Below are 20,140 nucleotides of genomic sequence, written 5' to 3'. Positions count from 1 at the left end.
AAGGCTGGTGCCAGGTGGTGCGGGTACCAGGATAACCAGGCTCTCACTACCCGGATCCGCGCGCGGGCACGCTGTCGGTATGACCCAAACCTCCGCTCCGCCGATCGGCGTACCGGCCAAGTCGCCGCTCGGACCGGTGGCGCTCACCACTCTGCTCTTCGGCGCCTTCCTGCCGATGCTCTCCTTCTTCATCATCAACGTCGCGCTCCCGGCGATCGGGACCGATCTGCACGCCACCCCCGGCGAGCTCCAGCTGGTCGTCGGCAGCTACGGCATCGCCAACGCGACCCTGCTCGTCGTCGGCGGCCGCCTCGGCGACGGCTTCGGCCGCAAGCGGCTGTTCCTGGCCGGCCTGGTCGGCTTCACCGTGATGTCGCTGCTCTGTGCGATCGCTCCTTCGATCGGCCTGCTGCTCGCGGCCCGCGTGCTGCAGGGTGCTGCCGCCGCGGCCATGACGCCGCAGGTGCTCGCGTCGATCAGCAGCCTGCTCACCGGGCAGCACCGGGGACGGGCGATGGCCATGTTCGGCGTCGCCGGTGGAACTGCTGCTGCGCTCGGCCAGATCCTGGGCGGCGTACTGGTCGAGGCTGACGTGTTCGGGCTCGGCTGGCGCGCGGTGTTCCTCGTCAACGTGCCGGTCGGGCTGATCGCCTTTGCTCTGGCGGTGCGGTTGCTGCCCGAGACTCGTGCGTCCCAGGCGCACCGGGTCGACCTGGTGGGAGCAGCGCTGCTGGCACTCGCTCTGGTGCTCCTGCTGCTGCCGCTGACCGAGGGGCGGCCGCTGGGCTGGCCGCTGTGGACGTGGCTGTCGCTGGCGGCCGTCGTACCGGCTGTTGCGCTGCTTGGCCTCCACCAGCACCGAGCGGAGAAGGCTGGGCGTGCTCCACTCATCCCACCGACAGTGCTGCGGCTCAAGGCGATGCGGATCGGGCTGCTGCTCGCTGTTGGGTTCTTCACGACGTTCGGTGGGTTCATGTTCGTCTTCGCGCTGGCAACTCAGGGCGAGGCCGGAATGTCCCCGCTGGAAGGCGGTCTGAGCCTGCTGCCGATGGCTGTCGGCTTCCTGATCACCTCTGTCTACGGCCCGCGGCTACAGGCCCGGTACGGCGCTGGCGTGATCCTGCGCGGCTGGCTGATCCAGGCCGTCGGGTACGCCGTACTGGCGGCTGCTGCGCTGGCGCTCTGGCCGGACGTGACTCCGTGGACGCTGGCTGTGCCGATGCTGGTCGCTGGGTTTGGCGGTGGGCTGGTGATGGTGCCGCTGATGGGTGTTGTCGTTGGGCAGGTGCCGCCGGCTCAGGCTGGGCTCGGTAGCGGGATCCTGCTGACCAGCCAGCAGACCTGTCTGGCGCTGGGCGCGGCGACGGTTGGTACGGCGTACCTGTCGCTGTCGGGGACGTCGTGGGGACAGGGCGGGTCGCTGGCCGCTGTGGCGCTGGCTATCACGGCGATCTCGTTGCTGATGACGCCGGTGACTCGGGCGCTGCGCTAGCTCCAGTGGGTGGGGCGCAGCAGGCTGCTGGGGATCCTGGTACTGCTGTCCCCCAGGGCCGCGTTCACCTGGGACTGCGTGACGAACAGCGCACCTGTCAGATCTGCTCCTTTGAGGTTGCAGTCCCGCAGGTCGGCGCCGATCAGATCCGCCTGGCGGAGATCGGCGCCGGCCAGGTCGGCCGCGATCAGGTAGGCGCCGCGCAGGTTGGCCCGGCTGAGATCGGCCTTGCGCAGCCTGGCGCCGACGAGGTCGGCGCCGCGGCGGTTCTTCTTCTTGGACTGCTTGCCGCGGACGAGCTCGCTGGTGGCCTGGAGGAGCTCGTTGACCTGCGCGCGCTCGTTGCCGAGGTCAACGTTCAGGACAGGTTGCTCGGTGAGCGCTTCGATCCGGCGTACGGCTTGCTGCAGGTCTTCGGCGATCTGGGCTGCTTCGGGCCGCTCCAGGGCGTCGTACAGGTACCAGAGCAGCTCGTGCAGCTGCCGCATGATCGGCAGCGCCGCGAACATCTCCTGCCCGGGCTGCTCGCGCCAGCTCGTCCCGGCCTGCCGCGAGATCTTCTGCCCGGCGCCGAAGCAGTCGTAGACCGTACACCCCCGAAAACCTGACGGCCTGAGCTTCTGATGGATCCCGCAGCGGAAGTCCTGCTCGAGGTTCGGGCAGGGCTCGCCGGCCGGCTTGTCGATCGCGAAGTCGGCCGACCGGGCGAACGTCAGCGCGACGCAGCACAGCCCGAAGCAGCTACCGCAGTCCGCGCGGAGCCCGTCCCGCACGTCAGTTCTGGTCGGCGACCGTCTGGCCGGTCCGGCGCCAGCGGATACCCGCCTCGACGAACTCGTCGATCTCGCCGTCGAAGACTCCCGAGGTGTTGCCGGACTCGAACTGGGTCCGCAGGTCCTTCACCATCTGGTACGGGTGCAGCACGTAGGAGCGCATCTGGTCACCCCACGAGCCCTGCACGTCACCGCGCAGCGCGTCGATCTGGGCCCGCTCCTCGGCCTTCTTCAGCGCCAGCAGCTTGGCCTTCAGGATCACCATCGCGCTGGCCTTGTTCTGCAGCTGCGACTTCTCGTTCTGGCAGGAGACCACCGTGCCGGTCGGGATGTGCGTGAGCCGGACCGCGGAGTCGGTCGTGTTGACGCTCTGCCCACCCGGGCCGGACGACCGGTACACGTCGACCCGGATCTCTTCGTCCGGGACGTCGATCTCGTCGGTCTGCTCGAGCACCGGCACGACCTCGACCGCGGCGAACGACGTCTGCCGGCGACCCTGGTTGTCGAACGGGGAGATCCGGACCAGCCGGTGCGTGCCGGACTCGACGCTCAGCGTGCCGTACGCGTACGGCGCCTTGACCGCGAAGGTGGTCGACTTGATCCCGGCCTCTTCGGCGTACGACGTGTCGTAGACCTCGCTCGGGTACCCGTGGCGTTCGGCCCAGCGCAGGTACATCCGCTGCAGCATCTCGGCGAAGTCGGCCGCGTCGACGCCACCGGCGCCGGAACGGATCGTCACCAGCGCCTCGCGCTCGTCGTACTCGCCGGACAGCAGGGTGCGGACCTCGAGCGACTGGATCGACTTGGCCAGCGAGGCGATCTCCTTCTCCGCCTCGGCCAGGCTGTCGGCGTCGTTCTCCTCGCGGGACAGCTCGATCAGCACGCCGAGGTCGTCGATCCGGCTGCGCAGCTTGGTCACCCGCTCCAGGTCGGCCTGCAGGCTGGACAGCCGCGACGTCACCTTCTGCGCGTTCGCCTGGTCGTCCCACAGGTCGGGCGCGGCCACCGCCTCCCCGAGGTCGGCGATCTCCCGGCGCATCGTGTCCAGATCGAGCACCTTCTCGATCGAGGTCAACGTCGTGTCGAGTTGCTTGAGCTCCGCGTCAAAGTCCAGTCCAGCCACAACCAAGCAGCGTACCCGGTCGCGGTGCTTCGCCGGGAATCCATTGCCGTCCGATCAGCCGCGGCTGTCCTCACCGTGCGTCGCCGCCCATCCCCGGCGTACGAGGTCGAAGACCTCCGCGGTGGCCCGCTCCAGCTCCGCGTTGGCCTGCGCCAACTCCTCCTCAGTCGCGTCCGCAGGCATCAGCCGGGCCAGCTCGTCCTCCAGTACCTTCTGCGCCGCCGCGAACTGCGCCGCCGCGAACCGGGCCCGCAACGGCGTGAGCTCAGGATCCCGCTCGCGCAGCGCGGCCGCGATCGTCTGCTCCATCTCCTCGGCGATCTGCCGACGCCGCGCGAGCAGCGCCTGACTCTCCGTCATCGTCTGGCTGAACTCCTGCCAGGTCGCAAGATGCCCCGACGCCAACCGGCCCCGCACCACGGTCAGGTACTGCTGTTCCAACGTGGTGACCGGATCCTGCCCGGCAGGCGCCTCACGGATCGCCTCCGCCGGCCCCGCCCACCAGCCGGTCTCGTCGAAGAACAGATCTTCCTTCGTCGGGAAGTGGTTGAACACGGTCTGCACCGCGACATCAGCCGCCTTCGCGACCTCGGCCACCGTCACCGCGTCGAACCCACGCTCCAGGAACAGCCGCGTCGCGACGTCCGAGATCAGCTGCCGGGTCTGCTGCTTCTTCCGCTCCCGCCGGCCGATCTCCATGGACGCACTCTACTGCGGCATGCTTTACTTCTTCCAATCTTGTGGTCACTACATTTTTGGAGCTAATCCATGACCATTCTCATTACCGGCGGTCGCGGCAAGATCGCCCGCGCCGTCACCGCCGGACTCGTGTCAGCCGGCCGCGACGTCCGAATCGCGAGCCGATCCCCACAGGACCTCCCCGGCGCGATCCCCTTTGACGCGACCGACCCGACGTCGGTCGCCGCCGCCCTCGACGGCATCAGCCAGGTCTTCCTGTACGCCGAACCGTCCACCGCCGGCCTCTTCGCCGCAGCAGCCGACGCCGCCGGCGTACAACAGGTCGTGCTGCTGTCGTCGATGTCGTCACACGCCGACAACGACGACGCGGCCGGCGACCCGCACGCGGAGACCGAACTGATCGTCGGCAGCGGCGCGTACGCGACGACGTACCTGCAACCGGGAGCGTTCATGTCGAACGCGCTGTTCTGGTCGCACGCGATCCGCGCAACCGGTCAGGTCCGGCTGCCGTACCTGGACGCCGAGGAGGCACCGATCCACGAACAGGACATCGCCGACGTCGCTGTCCGCGTCCTCCTGGACGGCCCCGGCGGCGACCACGACGCCCGCGGCTACCCGCTCACCGGCCCGGAGTCGATGACCCGCCGCGCACAGCTTGCCCAGCTCGCGTCGGTGACCGGTGCCGCCTTCGAGGTCGTCGACCTCACGCCGGCTGAAGCGCGCGTCGAGATGGGCGCAGTGATGCGGCGGCCGGCCCAACTCGAAGCGCTCTTGTCGTACTGGGCCTCACGCGTCGGCACCCCACACCCGATCGAACCAACGGTCGAGAAGCTGACCGGGCACTCCGGACGGACATTCCGCACCTGGCTCGCCGACCACCCAGAAATTCTCGTTCAGGGCAGGATCGAATCGATGTAGCCGCCGTCCACGCGAACGGCTCCGCCGGTGGTCACCGACGCCTGCTCGGAGCTCAGGTAGACGACCATGTTGCCGATCTCAGCGGGCTCGATCAGTCGCTCGATGAGTGAGTACGGCCGGTGCTCCTTCATGAACTGCCGCTGCGCCTCGTCCCACGGCTTGTCGTCCCCGACCAACTCAGCGACGAAGTCCTCCACACCCGGCGTGTGCGTCGGCCCGGCCATCACCGAGTTGATCGTCACACCCGTCCCCGCGGCCGCCTTCGCGAACCCGCGCGTCACCGCCAGCAGCGCGGTCTTGGTCACGCCGTAGTGCACCATCTCCAACGGCGTCACCACGGCCGAGTCGCTGGCGATGTTCATCACCCGCCCGAACCCGCGCTCCATCATCCCCGGCAGATACATCCGGATCAGCCGCACCGCCGACAGCACGTTGACCTCGAAGTACCGCCGCCACTCGTCGTCGTCGATCTCCAGCACCGGCTTCGCCCCGAAGATCCCGAGGTTGTTGACCAGGATGTCGAGCTCCCCCGCCCGCTCCTTCAACGCCTCGGCCCCTTCAGCCGACGCAAGATCGGCCCCGACCGGAATCAGCTCCGCCCCCGGCACCTCCTCGGCAATCGCCGCGGCCGCCCGCTCGGTCTTGTCCTGATCCCGCCCGTTCACCACCACACTCGCCCCGGCCCGCGCCAACTCAGTGGCAATCGCCTGCCCGATCCCCTGGCTGGATCCCGAAACCAACGCACGTCGCCCTGTCAGATCAATCCGCATACCTTCATGGTGCCCATCCGAGGTTGCCCCAGACAACGTTCACCACACGGGTCTGCGCGGTGTTCAGCGCACGGTCCGCGCATGCCGTTCAACTCACGGGTCTGTTCGCCGTTCACCGCACCGGCACGATCGCCGACGCACTCGACGCGATCTCCGCATCCTCCCGCCACCCCGGCGGCGTGAACGGCAGCTCCACACTCGACGACAACTCCACCGTCACCGTCGCACCGCTCACCTCAGCCGACCAGTCCAACCCGTCGAACCGCTCACTCGCCGACACCGTGTCGAGATAGTCAGCAGCCAACCGCCGAGCCTCCTCCGGATCGATCTGCGCGTTCCCACCTTCCCCGGTCTGCGCGTAGATCGCCGCCAGCCCATTGGCCGCCGCCAGCACCGCCCCGTCCGCCGTCGAATCCAGATCCCGCCGCACCAGGAACACCTTCGAGATGTCCGTCACCACCACAACCATCAGCAAGATCACCGCCGCAAACCCGATGATCAGCACAGTCATCTGCCCACGCTCATCGCGCACCCGCCCGCGCCCACCCCGCAGGCGTCCACGCTCACCCCGCAGGCGTCCGCGCTCGCCCCGCACCTGCCCGCGCTCGTCCCGCGCCCGTTCGCGCAAGCAGCCCGCGCCCTCACGCCGCCAGCCCCTCACGGCGTTCCTTTCGCTTCCCGATAATCCCCGTACGGCTCCGTGTGCGAAGCCGACACATGCACCGCCGGCCTCTCCCCACCCAGAGCCTCCGGAATGAACGGCAACGGAACCCGATAATCCAGCTGAACCGTCACCGTAGACCCCGGCTGCAGACACTCCGGCTCACAACTGATCCGCAGATCCCCCGACTCCAGCTCGATCCCCTGATCCTGCATCGCCAACCGAGCCGCCTCGAACGCCCGAGCCCGCGCGTCGTCCTCGGTCAGTCCCGCAGGCACGATCACAAACGCCCGCCCCGCCGCCCGCGTAGCCGCCGTCGCCCCGTACGACGCCCGCTGCACGTCGAACACCCCCAACATCACGTAGATCAAAGGCACCAGCAACAAGAGCGCCAACCAAGAAAACTCGACCACCGCACTCCCACGCTCTCCTCGAGCCCGCGCCGCAGCCGACCCTCGCCGCACCGCCCAAGCGCACACCGCCCGAGCCCGCGCCACGCCTGGCCCTCGCCGGACCGTCCGAGCCCACTTCGCCCCACGCCCTCGCCGCGCCATCCGGGCCCGCGCCGCGGTAGACCCGCGCCGGACCGCCCGAGCCTCCGCCGCGACCGACCCTCGGCCCACGCAAGCCCACCGCGCGCTCACTCCCCGGTCTCCTTCACCGCGTGCCCCTCGACGCTGAAGTCGATCCCCGGCCCCCACAACCCGAGCGCCGGCATGTGGGCCGACACGACCACCCGCACCACCGGCTGCCCGTTCACCTCGGTCTGCTCCGCCGTCACCGACTCGACCAGCTCGTCGCGCACCACCCCGTCGACCAGCTCCCGCGTCCGCGCCTCCCCGTCGGCGACGTCCCGGTTGAGCACAGCGGCGTACAAAGCTCCCTCGGATGCCGCCGCCGTCATCGTGTTCCGGATGTAGAGGAACAGCCCGACCTGCAAGATCCCCAGGAACAACGGCACCACGATCACCGACACCATCACGAAGTCGACGACCGCCGCCCCACGCTGGTCCCGCGAGCGGCATCGCTCACCCACTGAGTCACCGCGAGCCGAGCGAGCAACTCGCCTCGCCCCCGCTCGCCGCGCCTCCTCTCGCAGCGCCCGCTCGCGCCGCGCCTCCTCTCGCAGCGCCTCGTCTTGCCGCGCCCGCTCGCACTGCGCCCGCTCGCGCCGCGCGAGCCCAGGCGAGCCGGGCCGGGCGATCGCTGCCCGACCTCCTGACCGCGTGCCGCCGGCAGCAGTCCAGCGCAGCTCGTTGCCCTGGGCCCGGATCACTTGCCCGTGACGGATTCCAGCGCGCGCTCCAGCATCGCCTTCAACTGGTCAGCAGCCAGCGCCCAGATCGCGACCACCAAGCCCGCGGTCATCACCGTGATCAGCACCCACCCAGGCACGTCACCCCGCTCCCGCTCAGCAGGACGCGGCTTCAGCACCAGCGTCAGGAAGAGTCTGGTCATCAACAGGGACATGGTTTCTCCTCGTTTCATCCGGCGATCAGCCGGATGCCGACTGCGCCCGGGTAGAAGGCGAACGCGATGGTGACTGGCAGCACCAGGAACACGACGGGCACCATCATCGCGACCTCGCGACGGGCGCCCGACTCGATCAGTTCACGCCGGCCGGCCTCGCGGATGTCGCCGGCCTGCGCACGCAGTACGTCGGCCAACGGCGTACCGCGATCAAGCGCGACCGCCAAGCCGTCGGCGAACCGCGACAGCGCCACGAGCCCGGTCCGATCCGCGAGCCCGTCGAGCGCGCGGACCAGCGTCGACCCCGCCCGGGTCTCCGCGAGCACGCGCTGCAGCTCGTCGGCCAGCTCCCCCTTGCACGACCGCGCCACTCGGTCGAGCGCCGCCGCCGGTCCCTCCCCGGCCGCGACCGACAGCGCCAACAGCTCCGCCACCGTCGGCAGCTCAGCCAGCAACCGCCGCTCGCGATTGCGCACCTGAGTACTCAGATAGGTATCCCGCGAGAGCACTCCCAGGACGCCAAGCACCGCGCACAGCACCAGCAACCCGACCGGATTCCCGTACCCCAGCGACAACGCCACGAGCGCGAACAACAACCCCGCCCCGAACCCAGCCGTCCCCCACAGCACCTGCTCGACCCGGAACTCCTCCACGCTCCGCTCGATCCCCGCCCGCGCCAAGCGCCGCCGAATCGACGCGGCTCCGCCGAGAACCCGCTCCAACCGAGCAGCCCCCGCCCGCAGCGACGGCCCGAACATCCGCAGGATCGCGTGGAACGGCGACCCCGAGTCCACCACCCCGGAGAACACGTCCGCGCCGGCGAGATCCCGCAGGTACGGCCCGATCCGGTCGTCGACGGTCGGCTTCCGCAGAAACGGCAACCGCCGTACGACGAGCAACAGCCCGGCACCGAACACCGCACCCAGCAACGCACCCACCACGACCGGACTCATCCGCGCCACCCCGCTCCCTCAGCAGCACGCGGCTCCGCGGCGCACGATCCCGCGGTCAGATCCACAGCCCGCAACGCGAACACGTTCGCCGGCTCCCGCTCGAACAACCCCCAGATCGCCACGCATCGCCTCATCGCAGCACCCGCTCGGGCTCCGGCAGGCGGCCGATCCGCAGCATCACCCGGTACGCGATCACGCACACCACCGCGCCGATCCCGATGATCAGCGCCCCGACCGGCGAGTTGTACCGCTGGATCACATCCCCCTGGAACGACAGCAACCCCAGCACCAGCCAAGGCGCCGCGACAGCAACCCGCGCACCATTCACCGACCAGGACTGCCGAGACTCCAGCTCGGACCGCGTTCGCGCATCGTCCCGCAGGAAGCTCGACAGCGACCGCAGCAATCGCCCGAGATCCCCACCACCCACCTCACGAGCGATCCGCAACGCCTCCACCACCCGATCCCCGACCGGATCCGCCAGCCGCGCCTTCAACCGATCCAGCGAGTCAGCAAACCGCCCGGTCGACGCGTAGTCCGCCCCGAACCGCCGGAACGCATCCCGCAGCGGCAACGGCCCCCGCTCACCCACCTGCGCGAGCGCCTCCGACAGCGACAACCCAGCCCGTACGGCGGAAGCGATGTTGTCCACCACGTCCGGCCACAGCTCCCGGAACTCCGCCAGCCGCTTCCGCGCCCGGCTCTTCAGCAACGCGACCGGCACCCCACCGGCCATCAAGCCGAACACCACCCCGACCGGCAGCGCAGCCGACACCAGGAACATCAGCACGAACGCCAAGAACCCCGTCACTACGCACGCCCCGATGAACGCGCCCGGCGTCACGCCCTCGACCCCGGCCCGCGCAAGCAGGTCGCGACTGCGCGCCGTCAGCCGCCCGTCGGTCTTCGGCTTCTCCTCGTACGGCGCGACGAACGACCAGATGACCAGCAGCAGCCCGATCCCGAAGAACAGCCCGAGCAGCAGTCCCATCAGTTCACCCCGCGCGGCAACTCGGTGAGCAGACCCGACGGCGAGTACCCCGCCTGCTGGAAGCGCTCAGGGTGTGGCAGTTGGCCTTCGGCGCGGCGCAGCGTCCCGTCGTACGTGCTGAAGAGCGTCTCGGTCTCGATCGTCTGGTCCTCGATCCGGCCGCTGACCGCGACGATCTCGCGGACCCGGCGCTGCCCGTCGCTGCCGATCCCGAGGTGCACGACCAAGTCGACGCAGCCGGCCACCGTGGGCAGCACGAACCGGCTGCCGATGTTCTCGCCGGCGAGCAGCGGGAGCGTGCACATCTTGGTCAGCGCCTCGCGCGCCGAGTTCGCGTGGATCGTGCACATGCCCGGGAGGCCGCTGTTCAGCGCGAGCAGCAGGTCGAGGCACTCCTCGCCGCGGACCTCGCCGACGATCAGCCGGGACGGCCGCATCCGCAGCGACTCCTTGACCAGGTCCCGCAGCCGCACCTCGCCGGTGCCCTCCAGGCCGGCCTGACGGGTCTGCATCGACACCCAGTCGGGGATCGGCAGCTTGATCTCGAAGACCTCCTCGCAGCTGATCACCCGCTCCCGGCCCGGGATCGACCCGGCCAGCGCGTTCAGCATCGTGGTCTTGCCCGCCTGGGTGCCTCCGGCAACCAGGATGTTGAGGCCGACGGCAACGGACGCGTCCAGTACGGCGGCCGCGTGCGGCGTCAGCGAGCCGAGCGACACCAGGTCGGCGAGCTTGCTGGCCCGGACGGTGAACTTGCGGATGTTGATCGCGGCGTACCGCTGGGTGATGCCGCCGAGCACGATGTGCACCCGGCTGCCGTCGGGCAGCCGCGCGTCGGTGAACGGCTGCGAGACGTCGATCCGCCGGCCGGTGGTCTTCAGCATCCGCTCGACCAGGTCGGCGACCTCCTCCTCGGTCAGCACCGTCGTGGTCAGCTCGTGCCGGCCGTCGCGGGCGATGAACACCCGGGACGGCTCGTTGATCCAGATCTCCTCGACCTTCGGGTCGTCCAGGTACCGCTGGAGCGGTCCGAAGCCGGCCACCCGGTCGTGCACCTCGCGGCTGACCGCCTCGACGTCGCCGATCGGCGGCACGATCCCGGTCAGGCTGCGCTCGTCGTACTCGCGGACGACGGTCGCGACGATGGTGCTGACCGCGCCGGGGTCGCGGAGCGGGTCGATGCCCTCGCGCCGGACGACGTCGCGGACCTGCGCGTCGATCAGCTCGACCGCCCCGCCCCGGTCGAACCCGTTGCGGCGCGCGGCGACCCTGTCCGCTGTCATCGTCTCCCCGTGTTCGTCGGTTCTCCGGCGGCGACCGTTTCGTCACCCTGCGCGATCATTGTCCCAACCCGGAGGGCACCCGCGCCAACCCGATCCGCCCAGGCTGTGGATAACCAGCCGCTGGGCAGAGGCCGCCTGACGGTAACTGTCCGCTCACGGACGGGTCCACCCCGGTTGCAGCTTGTTGCAGAAACCGGCGGGCCGGAGTGCGCTGTAACCAAACCCGCGCCTGGTGGCGTCGTACTCAGTGAGACCACGACGAAGGGCAGTGATGGGATCGACGACGGACGATTTCGAGGAGTTCGCCAGAGCGCGGACCCCGCAGCTGTACCGGACGGCCTGGCTGCTCGCCGGGGACCGGCACCACGCCGAGGACCTGGTCCAGGAGACGCTGGCCAAGATGTACCGGTCCTGGTGGCGGATGCAGCGCGTCGAGAACCCCTCGGCGTACGCGCAGACCGTGCTGGCCCGGACCTTCATCTCGCAACGCCGCCGCCGGAGCTGGAGCGAGCAGCCGACCGACGCACTGCCCGAGACCGTTCACCACCCCGGTGACCTCGAGCTGCGGCTCGCCCTGCGCGACGCCCTGGCCGAACTCGCTCCCCTCGATCGTGCGGTGCTCGTCCTGCGGTTCTTCGAAGATCGCAGCGTCGAACAGGTCGCGCTCGATCTGGGCAAGAACGCCGGCGCGATCCGGACCCGGACCTCCAGAGCCCTGGACCGCCTGCGCGCGGTGCTCGGCGACGACGTCCACCTGATCGCTCTCTGACTCGCAGGAGAAGACACCCGATGAACAACCTGAACGACAGCCTGCCCGACCTGATGCGCCGGGCCACCGACGACCTCGCGCCGGAGTCGAACGACCTGGTGGAACGCGGCATCCGCCGCGGCGTGACGCTCCGCCGCCGCCGTACGGCGTTGCTGAGCCTCAGCGGCGCCGGTGCGGCGCTGGCCACGGCCGGCATCATCGTCGGCGGCACCCACCTCTTCGCCGGTACGCCGGAAGCACCGGTCGCCGGTACGACGACTGCATCGGCTCCCGAGGCCAAGCCGCCCGTCAGCAAGGCCGCGACACCCGCCGGAACACTCGCCACGCTGCGCGGCCTGCTGCCGGAGAACCTCCGGCAGAGCGCAGCCAAGTCCTACAACGACGGTGGCGGGCAGTACCGGGCCGACGTGGTCCTCGACGACGGCAAGGGCGGGTCACTGCTCTCGCTCACGATCGCGACCAGCAAGCCGATCACGAGCTGCGACGGCATGGACCACTGCAAGGTCCAGTCCGACGGATCGGTGGTGCGGTCCTTCGCGAACCAGTCGGTCAAGGACCCGCGGCGAAACCCAGGGGGCATCAAGCGCTCCGCTGTGGAGATCTATCGCCCCGACGGCCGGACGATCAGCTTGCAGCACTTCAACGCGTCGCTGGGCACCACCCAGCACACCAGGCCCGACCCGTTGCTCACGGTCGCCCAGCTGACGACCATCGCGACCAGCAACACCTGGGTCTACCCGGCCGAGCCGCCGGCCGCTCCCCGGCCGCCCCAGCAGGGCGACGGCAGGCCGACCGTACCGTTGCAGCAGACGCTGCAGACCTTGAAGAGTGTCCTGCCGAAGAACCTCCAGCTCACCAGGCCCGAGACCTGGGGCGGCGGCGAGGACGGCTTCAACGGCGCGGCGTACGTCGCCGACGACGGCAAGGGCGGGGCGCGGGTCGACGTGTTCGTGACGTACGAGACCCCGGTGACCAAGTGCACCGGTGAGGGCCCGCAGCACTGCAAGGTCCGCGCCGACGGCGCGGTGACCGGCTGGTCGAAGAACGAGCCGACGTACGGCGACGAGCGGCAGGAGATCAACGGCGTGCTGGCGAACCGGGTCGAGATCCACTACCCGGACGGCCGGATGATCAGCATGACCGCCTACAACGGCCCGCAGGAGAAGGACGCGAAGCACAGCCGGGCGCTGCCGCTGTTCAGCACCGACAAGTTGTTCGCGATGGCCGGGGCCAACGGGTGGAAGTTCCCGGGAACTGGTACAAAGTAGGGCTCTCTCGTCCGCCGCTGACTCTCTGAGGGGTGGGTCAGCGGTGGACGAGGGTGTGTTCGAAGGCGTACCGCGACGCACGGAACAGGTGCGAGCCGTACTCGACCGCGCGGCCGTGGTCGTCGTACGTGATCCGCGTGGTCGCGAGCAGCGGATGGCCCGGCTCCTCACCGAGGAGGCGGGCCTGCTCCAGTGTGGCGGGCTGGGCCGAGATGGTCTGGTGAGCGACCTTCAGGCGGACGCCCTCGGCGCGGAGCAGCTCGTACAGACCACGGTCGGCCAGCGTGCTCGGGTCGGTGTCCAGCATCTCCGGCGGCAGCCAGTTGCGCATCAGAGCCAGCGGCTCGCCGTCCGCTCGGCGGAGCCGCTCCAGCCGCAGGATGCGGTCGCCCGCCTCGAGCTGCAGAGCAGCAGCGACCTCAGGGCTCGCCGGTGCGATGCCGAAGCGGAGCACCTCGGTCTCGGGCTTGCGGTGCGCGGCCGCGAGGTCGTCGTACAGGCTGGTGAGCTCCAGCGAGCGGCGGACCTGGCCGGAGTTGCCGACGACCTGTGTGCCGACGCCGCGCTTGCGGACCAGCAGCCCCTGGTCGACCAGCCTGGCGATGGCCTGCCGCACTGTTGGACGGCTCAGCCCGTACGCCTCCGCGAGGTCCACCTCGTTGCTGAGCCGAGAGCCTACCGGGAGGTCACCGCCCTGGATCGCTGCCTCGAGCTGCTGCGCCAGCTGGACGTGGAGCGGGGTACGGCTGGTGCGATCGACGCTGACCTGGACGGTGCTCATGGGCACATCTTGGGCTGTCCGGGGCGCATCGTCGAGTCGGTGTGCAGATTTGATCAGATCTCTTCCTTTGTGAGGAGGGTTTCCGGGCGTGATCGGCGCGGGTCTAGCCGAGGCGGATCGGCTGCTGCTCCTCGTGCGATCGCATTGCAGCCAAGGCGATCGTCAGCGCCCGGCGCGCGTCCTCGCCCGTCACCGGCGGCTCGGCATCGCCACGAACGACCTCGGCGAAGTCGGTGAGCTCCTGTACGTACGCGTCGCGGAACATCTGCTCGTCGCTCCGCATCGTCTGCTGGTGCAGCCCGCTCGCGTCGTACTGCACCGCCGTCGTACTCGGCAGCCGCCCAGCCACGACCATCCCCTTGCTGCCGAACACCTCACCCCGTACGTCGTACCCGTACAACGCCGAGAAGTTGGCCTCCGCCGTCGCGATCGCCCCGTTGTCGAACGTCAGTACGACGACCGCGGTGTCGAGCAGCCCGTCGTCCTTGAACTGCGGCGCGACCAGCGCGTCCGCGCGCGTGTACACCTCGACGACCTCCGCGCCCGGGTTGAGCCAGAGCAACGTGTCGAAGTCGTGGATCAGCGTCTCCCGGAAGATCGTCCACGGCCGTACGCCGGCCGCGTGCTGCAGCCCCGCCGGCCACCCCGGGTCCCGCGTGATCGACCGCATCAACTGCGGCGTTCCGACCGCCCCCGCATCGACCGCCGCCCGCGCCGCCCGGAAGTCCGCCGCGAACCGCCGGTTGAACCCCACCTGAAACGCCACCCCCGCGTCTTTGGTCGCCGCGATCGCCCGATCGATCTCCTCCACCGTGAGCGAAGCCGGCTTCTCACACCAGACCGCTTTCCCCGCCGCGGCCGCCTTCACGATCAACTCCGACTGCACCGCGGCGATCGAGGCGATCAGCACGCCGTCCAGGTCGGGATCTTCCAGCAGCTCATCCACCCCTGAGACCCGAGCCCCGTACTTCTGCGCCAGCGCCTCGGCAGCCTCGCCCCGAGGATCAGCCACCGCCACCAACTCAGCCCCCGCCACATGCCGCGCCACGTTCCCCGCATGCATCGCCCCGATCCGCCCGGCCCCAACCAGCCCCAGCCGTACAACCCGCAGCCCGTGATCCGTCCGCATGTCCGCCCCCTCGCTCATCTCGGCATCTCCTGAACTCGTGACCGGCCTTCGGCCAGCAACTCGGCGGAAGCGTTCGGCACCTCGATGCCCGCGTTGATCGCGAGGCCGAGCGTCGTCCGGACGAAGCCACCGAGCAGGTCCCGCAGGACCCGGTGGTTCGCTCCCTGGTACCGGTCGGCGAGCGCGATCACGAACAGCCGGAACTGCTCCGGGTCGATCTGCACCGAGTCGTCGCCCGGCAGCCGGAACCCGGTTGGCGTGTCGAGCAGCGGTACGACGTCCTCCGCCATCCGCGCGTAGAAGAACCCCACCGCCGACGCCGGGTTCCACAAGGTCTCCCCGTCGATCTCGAAGTAGATGCTCACTGGCTCCCCTCACGGGCGGACGGACTACGGCGGATCACCAGGGTGATCTCACCATGGGATGTCAATCGTGGGAAGGGTGCCTAGGGCAAGCGAGTGGAGGTGAACGGGGTGAATCCGGGAGGTGAAGGTCCGGCGCTGCGGGGCGACCGTGGGAGTGGCGCCGTACGGCGGGCTCTACCCTGCGGGTGTGCACACGTTGTCAGGGTTCCCGGGGGTGGTCGCGGTGCGTGGTCGTGGCCTCGGCCGGTCCTCGTCACGGTGTGTTCGTGCGAGCGCTGAGCACGCCTCACGCACCGTTGCCGGGCTGCGCGAGCACACGCCGGGGACAGTCCGTGACCGGGTCCGGATGGCGGTCACGGCCTACCGGGTGCTGCCCGGACTCGGGCAGGATGTCGCCTTCGATCCGGACAACGTGATCGCCGCCCGGCGACGACCGTGCTTTCCGGTTCGGGATCTTCCGGCCGTTCCTGGAGCAGGACCGGCCGCTCCGCGCACTCCCGGCGGAACACCCCGCCACGGGACTCGACGGCACCTGGCCCACCGGCCACCGCCGGTACGGCCTCGACCAGCCCGCCGTACGGACGAACTCTGAAGGAGAAGGCATGGAACCGCTGCGCATCGGCATCCTCGGCGCCGCCCGGATCGCCGGCCGGGCGATCGCCGAACCGGCCAAGCTGACCGGCGCCCGGCTGGTCGCGGTCGCGGCCCGGGACACCGAACGGGCCGAGGCCTTCGCCGCCGAGCACGGCGTCGAGCGGGTGCACACGTCGTACGACGACGTGATCAACGACCCCGAGGTCGAGGCGATCTACAACCCGCTCGCCAACGGCCTGCACGGCCCGTGGAACCTGCGCGCGATTGCCGCCGGCAAGCATGTGCTGACCGAGAAGCCGTCGGCGAGCAACGCGGCCGAGGCCGCGGAGGTCCGCGACGCGGCGCGCGAGGCCGGCGTCGTGGTGATGGAGGGCTTCCATTACCTCTTCCACCCGGTCACCAAGCGTCTGCAGGAGCTGCTCGCGAAGGGTGAGCTCGGCGAACTGCAGCACGTCGAGGCGACGATGGTGATGGGCCCGCCTGCCGACGAGGACCCGCGCTGGTCGCTGGCGCTCGCCGGTGGAGCCTTGATGGACGTCGGCTGCTACGCGCTGCACGCGCAGCGCATGCTCGCGCCGTGGGGCGGCGGCCAGCCCAAGCTCGTCAGCGCTCGCGCCGGCGAACGCAAGCGCCTCCCCGGCGTCGACGAGTGGCTCAACGCCGACCTGGAGTTCCCGAACGGCGCCACCGGCGCGGTCCGGACCAGCATGGCGTCGGAGGAGTTCGAGTTCAGCCTGAAGGTGACCGGCACCCGCGGCGAGGCGTTCGCGCCGAGCTTCGTGCTGCCGCACCAGGACGACCGGGTGATCGTGACGACGAAGGAGGACCACTGGGTCGAGCAGCTCGGCCGCCGTTCGTCGTACACGTACCAGCTCGAGGCCTTCGCCGCCCACCTCCGCAACGGCACGCCGCTGCCGATCGACGCCGACGACGCGGTGGCCACGATGGAGCTCATCGACGCCTGCTACAAGGACGCGGGCCTGCAGCCCCGGCCGGTCACGCAGATCTGAGTACGACGTACGAGGCCCTGCGACCAGCGATGGTTGCAGGGCCTCGTGCTGTCGGTCAGTCGCCCGTCGGGAAGCCCAGGTTCAGCCCGCCGTGGCTCGGGTCGAGCCAGCGCGACGTGATGACCTTGCCGCGGGTGAAGAAGTGCACGCCCTCGGCGCCGTGCGCATGGGTGTCGCCGAACAGCGAGTTCTTCCAGCCGCCGAACGAGTAGTACGCCATCGGCACCGGGATCGGGACGTTGACGCCGACCATGCCGACCTCGACCTCGGTCTGGTACCGCCGCGCGGCCCCGCCGTCGTTGGTGAAGATCGCCGTGCCGTTCCCGTACGGGTTCGAGTTGACCAGGTCCAGCGCCGCGTCGTACGACGGAACGCGGACCACCGACAGCACCGGCCCGAAGATCTCGTCGGTGTAGATCGACATCTCCGGCGTCACCTTGTCGAACAGCGTGGGCCCGAGCCAGAATCCGTCGTCGGCGCCGTCGAACGGACCTTCGCGCCCGTCGACGGTCAGCTCGGCGCCGGACTCGACTCCGGCCTCGACGTACCCGACGACCTTGTCGCGGTGCGCGCCGGTGACCAGCGGACCCATGTCGCAGCCGCGGGTCCCGTCGCCGGTCTTCAGCGTCGCCATCCGCTCCTTGATCTTCGTGATCAGGTCGTCGGCGACCGGCTCGACCGCGATCAGCGCGGAGATCGCCATGCAGCGCTCACCGGCCGACCCGAAGCCGGCGTTGACGGCCGCGTCGGCGGCGAGGTCCAGGTCGGCGTCGGGCAGCACGACCATGTGGTTCTTCGCCCCGCCGAGCGCCTGCACGCGCTTGCCGTTCGCCGTACCGGTCTCGTACACGTACCGCGCGATCGGCGTCGACCCGACGAACGAGACCGCCTTGATGTCGGGGTGCTCGAGCAGCCGGTCGACGGCCTCCTTGTCGCCGTGCACGACGTTCATCACGCCGTCCGGCAGCCCGGCCTCCTTCCACAGCGCCGCGACCGCGTTCACCGCCGACGGGTCCTTCTCCGACGGCTTGATCACCACGCTGTTACCGCAGGCCACGGCGATCGGCACGAACCACAGCGGCACCATCGCCGGGAAGTTGAACGGCGAGATCACCGCGACCGCTCCGAGCGACTGCCGGATCGAGTACACGTCGACGTTGGTCGAGACGTTCTCGCTGAACCCGCCCTTGAGCAGGTGCGGGATGCCGCAGGCGAACTCGACGACCTCGAGCCCACGGGTCACCTCGCCGAGCGCGTCCGACAACACCTTGCCGTGCTCGGCGGTGATCAGGGCCGCGATGTCGCCCTTGCGCTCGTTGAGCAGCTCGCGAAACGCGAACAGCACCTGCGCGCGCTTGGTCAGCGACGTCCGGCCCCACGCCTTCGACGCCTCGTGGGCGACCTTGACCGCCTCGTCGACGGTCGCCGCCGAGGCCAGGTCCAACTCGCCCGTCACCTCGCCGGTGGCCGGGTTGTAGACCTTGCTGGTCCGCTCGGAGACGCCGGTCCAGGGCGTGCCGCCGATCAGGTGGGTGATCCGTTCAGTGCTCACAGCTGTGTCCTCGTCGTCGGTCCTGCGGTGTTCTCGTGTCCTGTGCTCCCAGTACGCCGGCCGCGCCGGTGCCAGGAGCGCGAGCGGGTGCTGTTGTCTTCGTCGTCCCGGGTCATCCGAGCACCTCGCTCTTGCGGGCCATCTCGACCTCGACCGGCCGGCCTTCCTGCAGCGACTGGATGCCGGCGGTGCAGACGGCCGCCGCGGCGTACCCGTCCCAGGCCGACGGCCCGTCGATCTCGCCCCGCCGGGTCGCGTCGACCCAGCGTTGCACCTCGATGTCGTACGCCGTACCGAACCTGGCCCGGTAGTCCTCCGGTACGACGCCGCCCCACTGCCCGGCGCGCTTGGTCAGGACGTCGACGCCCAGCCCGATGGTCGCGCTGCCCTTCTCCGCGACGGCCTCGCAGCGCACCTCGTACCCGACCTGGAAGTTCACGAACACCTCGACGTCGGCGATCGCGCCGCTCGCCATCTCCAGGATCGCGAACTGCGGGTCGAGCGCGCCGTTGGCGACCAGGCCGGTCGGCTTCGGCGCGTGCACGGTGATCTTGGCGATCTCGTCGTCGAACAGCCAGCGCGCGACGTCGACCTCGTGCACGAGCGAGTCGCGCACGATCATCTCGCTGCGGAACGTGTCCGGGACGGTCTTGTTGCGGTGCACGTTGTGCAGCAGGAGCGTGCGCCCGAGCTCACCGGAGTCGAGCAGTTCCTTGAGTGCGGCGTACTCCGGGTCGAAGCGGCGCATGAACCCGACCTGGATCAGCTGCCGGCCCAGTTTGTGCTCGGCCTCGACGACGCGCAGCGAGGACTCGGTGTCCATCGTCAGCGGCTTCTCGCAGAGCACCGGCTTCGCGTGCTCCAGACAGGCCATCAGCTGCTCGGCGTGCGCGAACCCGGGCGACGCGATGATCACCGCGTCGACCTGCGCGTCCGCGATCAGGTCGAGCGGGTCGACGATCACACGGATCGAGCTGGAGCCGATCGCTGCTCCGATCTGCTCGGCACCGGCGGTCCCCGGTGCTCCAGTCTGCTCCGCACCAGCGGTCCCCGCTGCTCCAGTCTGCTCCGGGGCTGACGTCCCCGCTGCTGCGGCAGTGCCGGCTTCCAGCCCACCCGTCGCCACGACGCCGGCCGGGCGCGACAGCGACTCGGCCAACGCGTTCGCCCGCGGCAGGTCCGGGTCCGAGACCGCGACCAGGCGCGCACCGGAGATCCGTCGCACCACCCGCTCGGCATGATCGGCGCCCATCACCCCGACACCGATGATCCCGATCCTCAGGTCCTGCATCTCCACCTACTCTCTGACGACGTTGTACGACGACTGCCCGCGCCGTACTCCCAGCAGCTCCGGGCCTCCCCGGGCGACTGCCCACCACCAGCGCCCACCAGGTCCCCCTGGCGAGCCGCCTAGTCCACGCCGATCACCGGGCTCGCCCGGCAACCGCTGCCTCCGCCGATCACCAGGTTTACCCAGGAACCGCCGCTTCCTCCGCCGACTACCAGGTCTCCCCAGCAACCGCCGCTTCCTCCACCGAC

At 69.9% G+C, this 20,140-nt stretch carries 21 protein-coding genes; 5 read left to right on the top strand and 16 right to left on the bottom strand.

Features of this window, described 5'->3' with window-relative positions; genetic code table 11:
* Nucleotides 1-79: 79 nt before the first annotated feature.
* Nucleotides 80-1,492: an MFS transporter gene (locus tag ACZ6Z4_RS06955; protein ID WP_465559017.1), complete on the top strand. Its 1,413-nt coding sequence runs from the start codon at nt 80-82 to the stop codon at nt 1,490-1,492.
* Here ACZ6Z4_RS06955 and ACZ6Z4_RS06950 read toward each other — a convergent pair.
* The 3 genes from ACZ6Z4_RS06950 to ACZ6Z4_RS06940 are packed head-to-tail and all read right to left on the bottom strand — an operon-like array spanning nt 1,489 to nt 4,087.
* Nucleotides 1,489-2,265 carry a pentapeptide repeat-containing protein gene (locus ACZ6Z4_RS06950; RefSeq protein ID WP_465559015.1) on the bottom strand — a complete coding sequence of 259 codons (777 nt, stop codon included), beginning with the start codon at nt 2,263-2,265 and terminating at the stop codon, nt 1,489-1,491. The two genes, ACZ6Z4_RS06955 and ACZ6Z4_RS06950, sit on opposite strands and share 4 nt — an antisense overlap.
* A gap of 1 nt (nt 2,266) precedes the next feature.
* Nucleotides 2,267-3,388 (bottom strand): peptide chain release factor 2, encoded by a 1,122-nt coding sequence (prfB, locus tag ACZ6Z4_RS06945; RefSeq protein WP_363673284.1) that lies wholly within the window; start codon nt 3,386-3,388, stop codon nt 2,267-2,269.
* Between the two features lie 54 nt (nt 3,389-3,442).
* Complete coding sequence (locus ACZ6Z4_RS06940; RefSeq protein WP_465559012.1) at nt 3,443-4,087, bottom strand: TetR/AcrR family transcriptional regulator; 645 nt, start codon at nt 4,085-4,087, stop codon at nt 3,443-3,445.
* A gap of 69 nt (nt 4,088-4,156) precedes the next feature.
* Between ACZ6Z4_RS06940 and ACZ6Z4_RS06935 the strand changes: the two genes are divergently transcribed.
* Nucleotides 4,157-5,005: an SDR family oxidoreductase gene (locus ACZ6Z4_RS06935; RefSeq protein WP_465559010.1), complete on the top strand. Its 849-nt coding sequence runs from the start codon at nt 4,157-4,159 to the stop codon at nt 5,003-5,005.
* Here ACZ6Z4_RS06935 and ACZ6Z4_RS06930 read toward each other — a convergent pair.
* The 8 genes from ACZ6Z4_RS06930 to ACZ6Z4_RS06895 all read right to left on the bottom strand — a co-directional run bounded on the left by ACZ6Z4_RS06930 (nt 4,981) and on the right by ACZ6Z4_RS06895 (nt 11,133).
* On the bottom strand, nt 4,981-5,775 hold the full coding sequence (locus ACZ6Z4_RS06930; RefSeq protein WP_465559008.1) for an SDR family NAD(P)-dependent oxidoreductase: 795 nt from the start codon (nt 5,773-5,775) through the stop codon (nt 4,981-4,983). The two genes, ACZ6Z4_RS06935 and ACZ6Z4_RS06930, sit on opposite strands and share 25 nt — an antisense overlap.
* 112 nt (nt 5,776-5,887) lie before the next feature.
* A complete protein-coding gene (locus ACZ6Z4_RS06925; protein ID WP_465559005.1) occupies nt 5,888-6,286 on the bottom strand; it encodes a Tad domain-containing protein in 399 nt (132 codons plus the stop codon).
* A 146-nt stretch (nt 6,287-6,432) separates the two neighbouring features.
* Nucleotides 6,433-6,849 (bottom strand): hypothetical protein, encoded by a 417-nt coding sequence (locus tag ACZ6Z4_RS06920; protein ID WP_363673294.1) that lies wholly within the window; start codon nt 6,847-6,849, stop codon nt 6,433-6,435.
* A 227-nt stretch (nt 6,850-7,076) separates the two neighbouring features.
* Entirely contained in the window at nt 7,077-7,472 is a 396-nt protein-coding gene (locus ACZ6Z4_RS06915; protein WP_465559002.1) for a TadE/TadG family type IV pilus assembly protein, read from the bottom strand.
* A 236-nt stretch (nt 7,473-7,708) separates the two neighbouring features.
* Nucleotides 7,709-7,906 (bottom strand): hypothetical protein, encoded by a 198-nt coding sequence (locus ACZ6Z4_RS06910; RefSeq protein ID WP_465559000.1) that lies wholly within the window; start codon nt 7,904-7,906, stop codon nt 7,709-7,711.
* A 14-nt stretch (nt 7,907-7,920) separates the two neighbouring features.
* Nucleotides 7,921-8,859, bottom strand: coding sequence for a type II secretion system F family protein (locus tag ACZ6Z4_RS06905; protein WP_465558997.1), 939 nt, complete (start codon nt 8,857-8,859; stop codon nt 7,921-7,923).
* Between the two features lie 130 nt (nt 8,860-8,989).
* Nucleotides 8,990-9,850, bottom strand: a complete 861-nt coding sequence (locus ACZ6Z4_RS06900) for a type II secretion system F family protein (RefSeq protein WP_465558995.1) — start codon at nt 9,848-9,850, stop codon at nt 8,990-8,992.
* A complete protein-coding gene (locus ACZ6Z4_RS06895) occupies nt 9,850-11,133 on the bottom strand; it encodes a CpaF family protein (protein WP_363673306.1) in 1,284 nt (427 codons plus the stop codon). The genes ACZ6Z4_RS06900 and ACZ6Z4_RS06895 overlap by 1 nt, the downstream gene beginning before the upstream one ends.
* Before the next feature lie 271 nt (nt 11,134-11,404).
* On the opposite strand from ACZ6Z4_RS06895, the gene ACZ6Z4_RS06890 reads away from it, so the two are divergent.
* Both ACZ6Z4_RS06890 and ACZ6Z4_RS06885 read left to right on the top strand, forming a co-directional pair.
* On the top strand, nt 11,405-11,902 hold the full coding sequence (locus tag ACZ6Z4_RS06890) for a SigE family RNA polymerase sigma factor (RefSeq protein ID WP_465558992.1): 498 nt from the start codon (nt 11,405-11,407) through the stop codon (nt 11,900-11,902).
* A gap of 20 nt (nt 11,903-11,922) precedes the next feature.
* Nucleotides 11,923-13,170, top strand: a complete 1,248-nt coding sequence (locus tag ACZ6Z4_RS06885; protein ID WP_465558990.1) for a hypothetical protein — start codon at nt 11,923-11,925, stop codon at nt 13,168-13,170.
* Between the two features lie 37 nt (nt 13,171-13,207).
* Here the strand turns inward: ACZ6Z4_RS06885 and ACZ6Z4_RS06880 are convergent, their stop codons facing one another.
* The 3 genes from ACZ6Z4_RS06880 to ACZ6Z4_RS06870 form a co-directional block, all read right to left on the bottom strand.
* Nucleotides 13,208-13,951 carry a GntR family transcriptional regulator gene (locus ACZ6Z4_RS06880; RefSeq protein ID WP_363673312.1) on the bottom strand — a complete coding sequence of 248 codons (744 nt, stop codon included), beginning with the start codon at nt 13,949-13,951 and terminating at the stop codon, nt 13,208-13,210.
* A gap of 103 nt (nt 13,952-14,054) precedes the next feature.
* Entirely contained in the window at nt 14,055-15,098 is a 1,044-nt protein-coding gene (locus ACZ6Z4_RS06875) for a Gfo/Idh/MocA family oxidoreductase (protein ID WP_465558987.1), read from the bottom strand.
* A complete protein-coding gene (locus tag ACZ6Z4_RS06870; RefSeq protein WP_465558985.1) occupies nt 15,095-15,445 on the bottom strand; it encodes a DUF6086 family protein in 351 nt (116 codons plus the stop codon). The genes ACZ6Z4_RS06875 and ACZ6Z4_RS06870 overlap by 4 nt, the downstream gene beginning before the upstream one ends.
* A gap of 602 nt (nt 15,446-16,047) precedes the next feature.
* Between ACZ6Z4_RS06870 and ACZ6Z4_RS06865 the strand changes: the two genes are divergently transcribed.
* The gene (locus ACZ6Z4_RS06865) at nt 16,048-17,049 is read left to right on the top strand and encodes a Gfo/Idh/MocA family protein (protein ID WP_465558983.1); all 1,002 of its coding nucleotides are present in this window, start codon (nt 16,048-16,050) and stop codon (nt 17,047-17,049) included.
* Nucleotides 17,050-17,104: 55 nt separating this feature from the next.
* Here ACZ6Z4_RS06865 and ACZ6Z4_RS06860 read toward each other — a convergent pair whose 3' ends face one another.
* Nucleotides 17,105-18,601 carry a CoA-acylating methylmalonate-semialdehyde dehydrogenase gene (locus ACZ6Z4_RS06860; protein ID WP_465558981.1) on the bottom strand — a complete coding sequence of 499 codons (1,497 nt, stop codon included), beginning with the start codon at nt 18,599-18,601 and terminating at the stop codon, nt 17,105-17,107.
* Between the two features lie 112 nt (nt 18,602-18,713).
* Nucleotides 18,714-19,892: a Gfo/Idh/MocA family protein gene (locus ACZ6Z4_RS06855; protein ID WP_465558979.1), complete on the bottom strand. Its 1,179-nt coding sequence runs from the start codon at nt 19,890-19,892 to the stop codon at nt 18,714-18,716.
* Nucleotides 19,893-20,140 lie beyond the last annotated feature (248 nt).

The organism is Kribbella sp. NPDC104740 (assembly GCF_055583505.1).
This window is presented reverse-complemented; position numbering and strand designations above follow the sequence as displayed.